The organism is Sphingobacterium phlebotomi, assembly GCF_008180195.1.
In the GTDB taxonomy this organism is placed as follows: Bacteria; Bacteroidota; Bacteroidia; order Sphingobacteriales; family Sphingobacteriaceae; genus Sphingobacterium; species Sphingobacterium phlebotomi.
This window is the reverse complement of the sequence record NZ_VTAV01000005.1, coordinates 279,262-292,286: the sequence shown is the minus strand read 5'-3', so window position 1 is coordinate 292,286 and position 13,025 is coordinate 279,262. Positions and strand designations below refer to the sequence as shown.

General features: G+C 45.2%; 8 protein-coding genes. All 8 read right to left on the bottom strand.

Annotated features, from left to right (window positions below; all coding sequences use genetic code 11):
• Positions 1-3,884 (bottom strand): putative Ig domain-containing protein (locus FXV77_RS10660; protein WP_148919211.1); only part of this gene is annotated, 3,884 nt, incomplete at its 3' end.
• Between the two features lie 12 nt (positions 3,885-3,896).
• Positions 3,897-9,305 (bottom strand): DUF5977 domain-containing protein, encoded by a 5,409-nt coding sequence (locus tag FXV77_RS10655; RefSeq protein ID WP_148919210.1) that lies wholly within the window; start codon positions 9,303-9,305, stop codon positions 3,897-3,899.
• A 12-nt stretch (positions 9,306-9,317) separates the two neighbouring features.
• The gene (locus FXV77_RS10650) at positions 9,318-9,881 is read right to left on the bottom strand and encodes a hypothetical protein (protein ID WP_148919209.1); all 564 of its coding nucleotides are present in this window, start codon (positions 9,879-9,881) and stop codon (positions 9,318-9,320) included.
• Positions 9,871-10,416, bottom strand: coding sequence for an OmpH family outer membrane protein (locus tag FXV77_RS10645; protein WP_148919208.1), 546 nt, complete (start codon positions 10,414-10,416; stop codon positions 9,871-9,873). The genes FXV77_RS10650 and FXV77_RS10645 overlap by 11 nt, the downstream gene beginning before the upstream one ends.
• Position 10,417: 1 nt before the next feature.
• A complete protein-coding gene (locus FXV77_RS10640) occupies positions 10,418-10,747 on the bottom strand; it encodes a hypothetical protein (RefSeq protein ID WP_148919207.1) in 330 nt (109 codons plus the stop codon).
• A gap of 173 nt (positions 10,748-10,920) precedes the next feature.
• A complete protein-coding gene (locus FXV77_RS10635) occupies positions 10,921-11,286 on the bottom strand; it encodes a helix-turn-helix domain-containing protein (protein ID WP_187444098.1) in 366 nt (121 codons plus the stop codon).
• 201 nt (positions 11,287-11,487) lie between these two features.
• Positions 11,488-12,114, bottom strand: a complete 627-nt coding sequence (locus tag FXV77_RS10630; RefSeq protein WP_148919205.1) for a hypothetical protein — start codon at positions 12,112-12,114, stop codon at positions 11,488-11,490.
• A 38-nt stretch (positions 12,115-12,152) separates the two neighbouring features.
• Positions 12,153-13,004 (bottom strand): hypothetical protein, encoded by an 852-nt coding sequence (locus tag FXV77_RS22125; RefSeq protein WP_187444097.1) that lies wholly within the window; start codon positions 13,002-13,004, stop codon positions 12,153-12,155.
• Between the last annotated feature and the right edge of the window lie 21 nt (positions 13,005-13,025).

The following is a 13,025-nucleotide window of genomic DNA, read 5'->3' as shown; positions in this document are numbered from 1 at the left end:
CCGGAGAAAGAAAGCATACCGCTGTATACCCCTCCTTCTATGAGTCTGTCGTTGGCGTCATAGTTCGTATAGGAAAGGGCGCCGGTCTTGCGCTGCTCGGCATTCTGCGAGAAGCGGATGGCGTTGTCATTGCGGTAGATATATTCCGTCCGTCCTGTTTCTGCGGAAACCGTCGCTACTACCCGACCACGCAGATCGTATTCGCTTATCGTCACGAAGGGAACCTGTGCTATGGCTGTATAGGCCTCGAGCCCCTGTTGGATCAGCTTCTCTACACCCATCGGGTCTATACTGATAATCGGTTGCCCGATATCGTTATAGAAGACGTAAGAGATGTCCGAGACCTTGTTGGTATAGGAAATGGAGGCTGCACCTTGTAGAGCAGTCAGTTTGTAATACCCTTTGACGCCGGTGGAGAACATGGGTATCGTCTGCTCGCTGTCCATATCGACCAGCTGGTAATTTCCCGTAGCCGAAACAGCCGATCCGGATTGCAGTATATTGAAATATACAACATTGGAGGCACCGTCCTCCGGTACGGGCACCTGCCTGGTACTGGCCATGCTGAGTATGCCGTTGTCGTCTGCCCGGGCGGTCATCAGCACACGCCCTGAAGCATCAGATATCGATATATATTGGCGTCCATCCACATCGGTATGCACGGTCTGCGTAGCGTGGATATGGGTAAGCGTTTGGGATGGTACCGATGCATTCTGGTTCAGATACGGAACGATAAACCGGTTGTATACCGCTATGTAATGCTGCAGCTCCTGGCCAACACCCGTTGTGTTGGATCGAATCGAACGCCCCTTGCCGCTGCGCATTTCATCGCCCACACCGAAACTTTCCTTGATCCCAGAACCATCGGCGTAATAGGTTGTTCTCGCGTAGGGGTATCCCGTCGTTGCCTGATAAGTATCTAGGGTATTGTTGTTGCTGTAATACCAGCCCAAGGAGCCACGCTCATTCAACGTAACAGCGTCCGGACTACGCACTTTACTGCCATCGAAATGCGTATAATTATATGTCCCGTCCGGCCCTTTTATAAAACCGGAATGATAAGAGAACAACGATGAGTCAATTGGCGCTGCCAAGGTCGCTATTGCGTTTCGCCCATATGCATCATAAAGTTCCTGAGAGGCCAATATTTTGTTTGCAGCCTTATTTCGCACCTGCGTTTGCAATTCCCTACCGGTATGGAGGTAAAACGTCTTGCTCTCGCCAATCACATTGCCTTCTTCGTCAAAGACCTGACTGATATTCCAATTCAGGTGCTTGTCCCGGTTGATCATGTCCTGAGCTGCGCTCCCATTGGCCTCGTTTGATACCGAAAACGAAACTAGTGTACTGTGTTGTCCGTATTGGTTGGAGGCCGTCACCTCGTAAGTCGTCAGTGGAGAAGGCTCCGATGGAGTACCGCTAATGGTCCCGTCGACATCCATCTCCAATCCGACAGGGAGTGCCGGGATAATGGAATAACCGCCGATCTCCTCGTACCTGCGGAGACAACCGATCTCGTCATAATACATATCTGAGATCAAAAGACCACCATTCTCTCCCCACGTTATACCTTGTAGGTCCTCATGGGAGATATCCAGAGCAGGTCCGTCCTCACCGATGATATTGCCTCCACCGCTAATGGTGGTCACCTCCAGAGAGGAGCTGATCTTCCGGATCCTGCCATTACCCTGGGTCACATAGATATCGTCTTTTGCTTTGTCTATCGCCAAATACGTGGGATAGAAAAACCGGGCACTGCTACCGGTACCGTCCACATGTGAACTGGAACCCGCAACCCCGATATACGTGGACACCATGCCCGAGGGCGTTATCTTCCGGATGATATTGTCCGTAGGTTCTGACACATAGATGTTGTCCTGCGAGTCTGTGGCTATACCACTTGGATTCCTAAAGCTGGCCGAAGCCCCCGGTCCGTCGACGATCCCGCTACTGCCGTTGCCCGCCAGTGTCGTGACCACACCAGTCGGTGTCATCTTCCGTATACGTTTGTTCCCCGAGTCGATGATATACAGGTTGTCATTATGGTCTACCGTTATCCCGGAGGGATAGCTGAAGCGAGCAGCGCCGCCCGACCCGTCAGCATATCCCGCCGTGTTCAGCAGACCGGCCAAGGTCGTCACCACGCCAGCAGGTGTGATCTTTCGGATAAGGTGGCGCGTGTATTCACAGGTGTAGATGTTCCCTTGGGAATCCATGGCCATTCCCTTTAGGTTATTGAACGAAGCCGCACCACCGATTCCATCGATTACGCCTCCCGTAGCCGCTCCTCCTACAAAAAGAGATACCTGCCCCAAAGGGGAGATCTTACGGATCCCGTTGTACATATTATCAAAAAAGTAAATATCGCCCCCCGGATCGTATACCATGGCATAAACGTAGCCGAAATGCATATCGAGTGCGTTACCCTCAAGATCATAAACAGTTGGGCTCCTACTTCCCCCGACTGCACGTATATAGCCCGGGGAATGGACAGGGCCGCCCGTATTGGTGGGGGAGAAACTGACGGTTTCCCCTCTTGTCAATCTTTCGGGGATGTCGTAACTTATCCAAGGAATCGGGAGCTCCACAGAAAAGGAAAGCTCCGTGCTGTACTGGATGGTACCATGTCCATAGGCCGTAACTTCATAGCTTGACAGGGGAGATAGTCCTTTTGGGGAACCACCAATTTCTCCCGAGGTCCGGTTGAAGGTCATACCCTTTGGAAGAGCCGGGACGATCGAAAAGGGATCCTCTCTGTACTTATGCAGATAACCAAATGCATCGCCGTCCGAATTCCCTATATAAAGCGCCCCGTCCGAACCCCACAACAAGGCATCGACATATTCATACCAGATATCCGCAGCAAAGCCTTCCCGCTGGCCCCAATTGCCATAACCGATGACCGTGCTTATCTCCAGCGAGGAGGTAATCTTCCGTATTCTGGTATTGCTCTGGGCCACATAGATATCGTCCTTCGTTTTGTCGATAGACAGCTTCCCCGGATTGTAAAAACGGGCATTGGTACCGGTTCCGTCCTGATCCGACCCCGACCCGGCTACTCCCGCATAGGTAGAGACCTGCCCCGAAGGTGCGATCTTCCGTATGACATGATCGGCATACTCCGAGACATAGACATTGCCCTGCGAATCGGTATCTATACCTCCTAAGTCCCGGAAGCTGGCCGAAGATCCCGGACCGTTCACCACGCCACTGCTGCCGTTACCTGCCAAGGTCGTGACCGCACCAGCGGAGGTGACCTTCCGTATACGTTTATTCCCGTGATCGATGACATAAAGATTATCTGCGGTATCTATCGCGATCCCCGAAGGACTGGAAAAACGCGCCGCTCCCCCCGTCCCGTCGGCATAGCCCGAAACCCCCTGAGCGCCGGCTATCAACGTAATCACTCCTCCGGGGGTCACCCTGCGGATCACATGCCTATATCGGTCGCAGAAAAAAATATTACCTTCCGAATCCATCACCATGTCCGAGGGATCTCCCAGCGACGACCCTCCTGCAACAAAAATGGTGACCTGACCCGAGGGTGAGAGCCTCCGTATGCCGCTGTACAATGCATCGCAAAAATATAGACTGCCATCAGGTGCAGATACCATCGAGCTGAAAAAGCTGAACTCCATATCCAGCGCGTTGCCCGTTACGCCTGTGCTGCTCGGGGTTGCACTTCCGGCAACGGCATTGACATAGGGTTCCACTAAAAGGGACACGCCGGTTGTGGTTGGAAAAAAACTCACGGGATTACCAGCCACCAACCGTGAAGGCATATCATAGCTAACCGACGGCGGCCATTGCCCTTGACAAAACGAAAGACAAAACGACAGCAACGTTGTGAGGATGGCAGGTAAGAACCAAATTTCTTTTCTCATGGCTTGTTGGATTTAATGACATGGTGAATGTTGGTCCGCATACCGTTGCCCATACTGCCGCACATCTTCTTGTGCTTGATCATCGGCGTCCTCTTGGCTAAAATAAGAGATATACTTCCCGGGAAGCACCCTATAGGTAACCGGAGTGGAACAGCCCTGCGGCAGTATGTTCTCCGTTGTCAATATATTCGTATAGACTTGATAACTAAAGTTTGCAATGTTCTTAAAATTCCGGCTTAATAGCGGTATATAATCTTTGCCTAACATCTCCGTATAGGTACGCATAACATTGCCTTCCAGATCATGGGTATACTTTGTATACAGGTTGTTATTATTCAACGTATAGGTTAGATACCCATGGATTAGATCATATACGGAGGCGCTCATAACGGCATCTCGGGGACTAAATCTGAAATCATCTGCATACACCTGATAGCCCCCTGTATTTATACAACCTACCTGGAGATTCTGCTTCCCGACAAGCACCTCCTTGGAGATGACCATTTCGATCAAGTTCCATCCCGCGGCATATTTTACCTTTCCGGCAGAAGGGCTAAGCACCTCAGGCGCATTGTCTAGTTTGTAATATAATCGCGGGCCATTGATATCAGCTATTCCCTCTGACCGCACCCACACCATCGCAATATAATCCTTTTGGCTATCAAGTTTCTCAATGGGAACGTCATAGATAAACCCTTTCTGCGCCGGGGACATCAACACGCTGTACTTTCCGGTGTGGGCCATTGCATTGCTTCTTGCCGTCCCCTTAAGATTATCGGCGTAATAATACACCCCGTTCTTGATGACATGGTCTTCTGCGCTGCCAAAGGTAAATTCTTCAAAGCGACCATCATCTCCATGTAAAACAGCTTTTGTTGCTTTATAGCCGTATTGCTGCGCAGCGTACCGCCCGTTGATGTCTTTACTTTCTAGTATGTTGGAAAATACATTAAATAAAGTCACTTCATTTGTTTTTTTCCAGTTTAGACTATTGTTGGCTGGATTATACCAGTCGAACGCCGGCACCGTCGCACTCAACCCATTGGCATCACTATCCGAAGGAAGCCAGCTGTACTGAGCATAGGGCCTCCAGATGTTCGGCTGGCTGATGGCATTTCCATCTTTATCCTTCGCCGGCACCGATGTCCCCCACAAGCTTACATCAGAAGATATAATTCCTTTTCGTATCTCATTTTTGTCTAAAAGAGACACTTTCTTCTCATACACTTGCGTCAGCATATTTCTGCCTTGCCACAATCGAATAGGCCCCATCGGCGTGAATATATGATAGGCGGGTGTTATATCCTCTTCTATATAATTGCCTCGAGAATCCTCGGAAATAGATCGGATAACACTGCCGGAATAAAAGTCATACTCCTGTATCTTCGTTGACGAGGTCACCTGGGAAACGTAATCTGTGGTCGTGCTACCGATCGATACGCAAGGATATTCTGCCTTGGCACTCATCGTCACATATAAATGATCTGTATCTCCAGATCCTCCTCTGCTGGAGATTTGTTTGGTTTCGCCATATCGCTCCTTGAAAACCCCTTGTTTTTTATATTGCTTGAGCCGCTGTTCGTACGCGTCAAAAAACTGGTCGTGAGGTAAGTGTTCCAAGCCATCATGAAGATAATGGTTGAGGGTTTCACTCATCTTTGTACCTACGTGATTATAGGTCGTCATCCGTTTAACCTGACCTATAGCTGATACAAATTTTTTCAGAACCAAATTTCTGCCATATACAAAGTTCCCTCCATTTCCGGCCTGCGATTGTCGCGGTTCTACATCCTGCCTCCCCACCATATTGGATTTGAATACCTGATAGTGAATTTCTGTTTTCGTCGGCAGCTCCCGTTCTACCTGATCAAGCGTATGGGTAATGGTATGGCTCCTAGTGACATATTCGTACATGACCCCGGCCCCTGGTAACTCCCGTGCCAGGTCGGCCAGTGGATCGAGCTGCTGAAATAGAAATTTCTTATACTCATTCTTTACTTTTTGTTTTGCTTCAATTTCACTTGTACTTGTACCAAACGAAGTCAAGACATCCTTCATATTGTCCTCAGGATATAGCTTCGGCTCACTGACCGTAACGCCCGAGGAGATTTGCGGGTTGTTCGAGAGATGATAGCTATAATTCATAGTGGTCCGTACGCCGTCCATATGGTCCGTAGTTATCGAGCTTACTCGGGTTCCACCTCCATAAAACAATCCTCCCTGATCGGAAACTATGACATTGCCCGTCAATACCGATTTGAAGCCAGCGTCACCGGGTAGAGCGTTGATAAAATTCCGAATAGAGTAGGTACTATTTCGTACATATACTCTTTTTAGGTTCTGATCGACAGATTGCACAACGGGCTTGAAAGAATAGGATTCGAACTCCATCGTTGGCAGTATCATAATTGGCCTGTATGTAAACGCCAACACCAAATCGATTTCGTCCGTCGCCTGAAAAAAATGACTTAGATCCCATCCCTCAGCAATATCTAAATCAAAATAGTAGTCCAGATCGTTGATCTTGGTAAAATTCGTTATGATAAACGATCTGTTGGAATTGAGCACGGCCCTGTTGTATGTATCGCTTTCATACGCTACTTTCATAGTAGTTCCCGAGCTAGTATTTATTTTTCGCAAACTCCAAACATCGACAGATTTACCTGACGTGGCCGTAGTCGTCCGACTTACCGTTTCATTATTAGATGCTAAATAATCCGATTTGTACATCCCCCACATATCCACGGCATTTTTGTTGTATGTAGGGTTTTTGGTCGTCACTACTGTGGTATTCTTCGACGCGCCCGAATAATTCCCGTTTCGTAGGCTATACACATAACTGCTTCCCGAAGCAGTCTTACGAACAATAACGCCAGCAAATTCCGGCTGTTGGGCATAAGCTTCGACCCTCAAAAGGTCTCCTATTTCTAGACTTCCATTCTGGCTGGTAAAACCTCCCGGCGAGAGAATGCCAGAGACTTGCTTACGATCCGCAACATCCAGTTCGTATTCAAAAGTAGTAGGTGGAGCCAACGGTACGGCACCACGTCCCATTATACTAACCGCATTCAGCGTTAATTTTCCGTCCCTTACAGCATAGATATCATTTTCAAAACTATTTGCTGTGCCTTTTACCAGACTGTAATCATACTCCATGTCAATAATCTGGATCGCCTTATTTTCCAATTGTTGCCTCACAGATGAGATATTACCGGTATTATAGACATTACTAATGATCTCACAATCAGAACAGGGTATGCTCCTGGTGGGGCTGCTGTTCTGTTGTGACGTAGGGATAGGAATGATATCCTCGTCTCCGCGGTTCATGAGGTAAATACGATCCAATTTCATACTCAAAGCCGAATTTGCGTTGAACATACCACTGTTTACGTAATCTGTAGACGCCTGTAATTCTACGTTATAATTTTTATTGAAGATTTCAGGAGATGCGCCCTTACCATCCTTTTTGATGGATTTGGCAAAAACCGCAGTATGGCTTCTGGTCTTGATCGCATTGAGATAGTACACTTCCTTCCTACCCATGGACAGCTGGCTAAATTCACCATCGTCATCAACGTACATGCCTTCTGCGGGATTCCGCCAAACATGGCTACCACTCCATTTGCCGTACTCAAAGCTGACCCAATAACCATAGTCCGCATCATCAATCACATTTAACTCCCCTCGGTCTACGTAATCAGGACCGGTAATAGCCGTTAAATGCCAGATATAGGCATATCCCATTGTCTTGGTCTGCCTATTGAAGATCAGCTTCTGTTTGTGATCACGGTTCTCTTGATAAGTTTCCTCCGCATATACATACGCAGGCAAGCTATAATGGTACGTGACTCCCTCGGTATTTGTAATGGAATAACCCGTAATCTGTCCATTGTCTACCCGGGTGGACGGGGGTACGGTCTTGTTGACCTCAAAGTTCACCTTGGGAAATAAAAACGAAGCACGAGGCGAACCATTTACATAAACCTCGGCATACTCATGGTCGATGATATGCTTCCCCGGTGCAGTCGTCATAAGGTCTTCATCACCATCTTCATGATCCACGGAACCCGAAAAGGGTAAACTTACATTATTACGGTAATCCCACAGGTCAGGATTCGTTAGACCGGGATAGAGCTGTAAATCATAACTGGAAAACTCATTCTCAAACCTGTAATAGGGCGTGGTTTGGCTTCCATTTTCATAATACTGCACAGACATAAACCGTAGTGTCCTGTCTTCATTGAATTCCCGTTGGTTTTGGGTAAATATAAATCCTTGAGATCTGTAGGGCCTGAAAGAGCCTCCTAAGCCTTGGGCGGCAACGACATATTTATCGAAATTGGGATAGGCACCACCCTGATGCTTGGATACATTAGGATGGTCGATTAAATTTTTGTCCTCTTCCTGCAGATTGTATGCGTCACCGGCATGAGTATCTTTCAAGCCCCCAATCGAACCGTCACCATGCAACGCGCCTATGATATCGGAAGAGTCCTTTTCATCAGACCAATATCTCGTTTGCGTATTTTGGTAAGATGCAAGCAACAGATTGACCGTATAGGTTGTTGTGCTGCTCCGCATAGCACTGGCCCGGGCATTGTGCAACGAACTCGACAGTCCGCCGACAGAATAGGAGACATCCCCTCTGGAAGACAGGCTTATCCCTAATATGCCCTGCTTTGGGTTTTTATATAGGGAAGTCTGATAGAACACACCGACCCCAATGCCAGCTACAATGCCATTCTTGAAATCTGTTGACACGGACAGACCTGCCCCGAGTCCGAAACCTGTGGCGTGGTCCTGATAACCAATACCTATTCCGGCTGAGGCATAAAACCCGCCATAAGGACCGACACCAAAGTCAACACCGACAGATGCAACATCTTTAATCCCAATACCTGCTCCCAGATCTGCCCCGAGTCCGAAACCTTTGTAGGTATCATTGGCAAATGTCAATCCAGCAGATATATAATAGCCATATATCGGAACCGTTACGCCGACCCGGGTAGTCTCAGATTTGCCGCCTTCCCAGAAATCACGTCTCGATGTTTCTGTATTCCACCAATCATCCGGAAAACCATTGACGTGCCGGTTGACAGCTCCCGGGTTGAGTGTCCAGCCTAGGCCCACCCAACTGGACTCCTGCTCCGGACTGATATTGGCATGATAGGATAATGCCAAAGGGTATCCGCCTTCGGGTCCAGGCACTTCCAACAGAGGCATATTGTACACGAAATCCCCAGTTAACGTACTGACCATATCGGTCGTGTCAATTGGTTCAAAACTACCGTAGTCCGCCGATGAAGGTCCGGCTGTTAAGGCATATACAGGCAAATAGAATATCTCGTTAACGAAACACAGTAAAATAAAAGAAGCAAATATCCTCCTCCATCTTTTCTTTTGTAGGAATCCAATATGCATAAGGCTTATAATTTAGTCGATAATTAATCCATTTACTCGATTTATATCTTTGGTCTTGAATGAAAAGCTTGAGGAACCACTTTGAAACCCAAACTCTTTTATGGTAAAACGTAGCACTTTGCTTCCTTCAAACGCGGCATCACGTGGTATCGTCACGATCAGATTGTCGTAGTAGGGATTCTGATCATGCTGATTATACGATATGTGTTTTACGGTATGCGCTGACGCACCATAAGAATAGGTTATATACTGCTGAAAATCAAACAAAAAAAGCTGGATGAGCTCGCCATACATCTCTCGGGATACTTGTGTGGACAACGGTTTATTATCGGAGGATAACTGCAAAGAAAAATAGAAATTATCCTGTCCGTCTGATTTAACGTTGACTGGGAACAATTGATAGGGCATGTAAACCATAGCCATCCTGATGTTGCTCTGCGTATCGTTTTCTTTCTTTAATCCACTGTCTTTACGGTGTATAAATCGTATAAGATCTTCTTTCGATGAGATATTGTGACCACATGAGAAGCAGACACAGCTAAAAATCAAGAGAAGAAGTATACACCTAATTGTCATAAGCTTTATTTAATTCTACTATCACTTCGTCCGTGATGTTTAGATTTTCTTCCGCATACGAAATCGTTCCTACCGGATTCGCGATCAAGATTAATTTATAGCCCTTTTTCTGTCCATATACTGTTAAGAACTGATTGATTTTTTGATAGACGGGATTGATCAGTTTGGCTTTCTCGCTTTCGGAATTCTCCTGCGTTGCGCGCATGTAACGTTCAAGGTTTGTCTTTTTGTGTTCCACTTCTTTTTTAGCAAGTTGCTGTTCCTTGGCAGACCCCACTACCATAGACTTTTCATATTGTTGAAAGGCATGGGTCAGTTCCTGTTGCAGCGTATCAATGTTTCGCTGCCATTCTTTCTCCTTCCCTTCAAATTCTTGCTGAACAGCTATTGCAACTTTGTATTCAGCGAGGATTTTATTGGAGTCGATGTAAACAATATCTTGTTTCGTAAAGGACTTTGCAATCAGAACTATAGAGAGAATAAGACTCAGTGAGGACAGCAATAACGCTATCCGATTATTTTGCTTCATCATCATGTTATCGGAGCTGCTTGCGGTTGGGAACTATTTCTTCACGACGGAATATACCTGGCACAATATGATTAATTTTGTCAAACCTCAATAAATAAAGCTTATCGATTTTATCCCTTTTAACATTGTCTGTCAACGTGCTGTCGTTATAAACATTATTTATCTCATCGGCAGTATCTTGTATCGTTTGTGCGATTTTCAACGCTCGGTTTCGGTCGATATCTTTTTCCTTAATAAGTTTTTCGACCAAAATCTCGTTGGGTGCCGTTTCTTTTTGTTGCCCATAAGTCAAATTACAAATGACAAAAAGACTTATTAGTAGTAATACATTCTTCATAAAGTTAAATCAATAAGTTCCTATCCTTGATCAGATCAGGATGAGATAGTTGCTCTCCTACGGAATAAAAATAATAGGATATAAAATATGAAACACTTCTAAAGGTTATAAAAGTCATAGCCCTGAGCTATAGTTTTTATAGCCGGTATTTCATAAAAGTTAGTTTTTTGGTGCTACTTGTTTTCGTTATTATCCATTGATTCGCTTAACAGGCGATCTATCATAAGATCCTTATCTCTAATTTTTTGCTCCAATTCTTCATTTTGCTTAACAAGCAATGATACCAATAACTTTTGGTTTGTTAAATCTTCATTAATTTTAAGCATGTCTCGCGGTAGGTTCCCCTCATCGCTATTTGAATCGACCACTTCACGATAAAAAAAACAGATATTGACCTTATAAAACTCAGCTAGTACCCCTAACTGTTCACCGCTGATTCTTGTTAGGCCACCTTCCATCTTGTGATAAGATGGTTGTTTAATATCCAATACCGATGCGATGTGCTCCTGGGAATATCTCTTGCCTATGCGTATCTTCAAAAGATTTGTGCAGATCGTCTTATGAATTAATTCCCTTATGATCATTATAATTTAGTTAAATTAAACAGCCAGGTCATCTTCGTAGGAGGTCCGATACCACTTGTAGTCTGGCAGACTGAAGAGGTATTGATAAAAACCGTATTGAGCCTATTAAGTACAAACCCTAAGAACAATGTAAAAAGGTTAATTCTCATATAGTTTTTAGTTTTTGTTTTCTAGTCGATATATTCGTTCTTCCACTTTAAGCATGCCATTTTTCAAGTCTGTTACTTCCTTTTCCTTTTCAATCAAATGCAATGTCAACTCTTCCACTTTTTTTAATAGCAAAAGATTCATCTCTGCCAAGTCGAGGCCATCTTTTTCGATATCTTTTGCCGACGGTACTTCCGGTAAATGTTTATGTACCTTCACATAACGTTCGATACTCGATAAACTTGGAAGATCGTAGGTATCTTCAAAAACGTAGTCCGGTACGGAAATATCTGTTTTGATTTTAATTTCTTTAGCGAGAATATTTCCATTTACCGCCAACTTAGCTTGCGGGCTTATAGTACCAATGCCTACGCTACCATCATTTTGAACGGTCATTACCACATTCTGATTAGCGGTTGCAGTACCACTTGAAAGTCGTAAAATAGGTTGGTTAGTTGCGACTTGATTAATATAAACCGCTGCGCCGCTTCCTTCTCGGATAAATTGATGATAGGTAGATGTATTGGTCGGTGAACGGAATACACCTGTATATGTAGTCTGACCATAAACAATGGAAGGTACGAATGTCAACATAAAAAAAGCTACCACCGCGGTTAATAATTGTAGTAATTTCATATTTCATTTAGATTTAATTTATAAATTCTTATTCTTGTCTAATTGCCTCCAAGAGCCTCTTGGATTTCTTTCATTTTTTTTTCTAACTCGTCCACTCGTTTAATCGCTGTCTGCATTTCCTTTACCTCCTTCTCCTTCTCAATCAAATGCAACGTCAACTCCTCCACTTTCTTTAGTAAAAGTTTGTTCATCTCACCAAGCGATATACCCTCAGCTTCTACTTCCGAAGCTTTAGGAATTTCAGGCAAATGTCCGTTTTCGTTGATGTATCTTTCCACTTCCCACAACGGTTTCAAATCATAATCTCTACCAAAAACATAATCCGGCCAATTAGCAATCTCCACTTTGATTTCCTTCGCTCTGATATTCCCGTTAACTGCCAATCTATCTGAAGGTGTCGCCGTACCGATTCCTACATTGCCATCCAAATAATAAAGCCTGCTCGTATTCCTTTGCCAATGGTAAGAGGCTCCAAAAAAAGAAGGAATAGTATTGGGGTTATTAGCATCGTAATACTCCACGAACACCTTTATTTGATAGGTGCTGGTATGCTGGGTAGCAACCTTAACGACATTGTCAATCACTTCCAAAGTGGGATAGTTTGAGGTCGTCCCACTTACAGTTACCATTCTTGTTGTCCATTGAGAATTCGCGTTATTATACCAAACCAAATATTCCGCGCCCGTCTTCGTTCCTGTGGAAAGAACTGATAATTGCACCCGGTAAAGTCCACCTATTTTCAACGGTTGGTTACTCATATCCGTTAATTCTACTTTATTATTAACACTTACCCCAATGGTTTTACTAAACGTTGAAGTCTGTGCATTCGCAAGGACAAAAAAAGAAATGAGCATTATCGTCAGCCCCCATTTTTGAAACATGTGATTCATATTGTTAGTATTTATGCGTTA

Excerpts from the sequence above, each read along its gene's own strand:
- FXV77_RS10655 (WP_148919210.1), bottom strand. The coding sequence starts at position 9,305 with ATGCATATTGGATTCCTACAAAAGAAAAGATGGAGGAGGATATTTGCT.
- FXV77_RS10650 (WP_148919209.1), bottom strand. The coding sequence starts at position 9,881 with ATGACAATTAGGTGTATACTTCTTCTCTTGATTTTTAGCTGTGTCTGC.
- FXV77_RS10645 (WP_148919208.1), bottom strand. The coding sequence starts at position 10,416 with ATGATGATGAAGCAAAATAATCGGATAGCGTTATTGCTGTCCTCACTG.
- FXV77_RS10640 (WP_148919207.1), bottom strand. The coding sequence starts at position 10,747 with ATGAAGAATGTATTACTACTAATAAGTCTTTTTGTCATTTGTAATTTG.
- FXV77_RS10630 (WP_148919205.1), bottom strand. The coding sequence starts at position 12,114 with ATGAAATTACTACAATTATTAACCGCGGTGGTAGCTTTTTTTATGTTG.
- FXV77_RS22125 (WP_187444097.1), bottom strand. The coding sequence starts at position 13,004 with ATGAATCACATGTTTCAAAAATGGGGGCTGACGATAATGCTCATTTCT.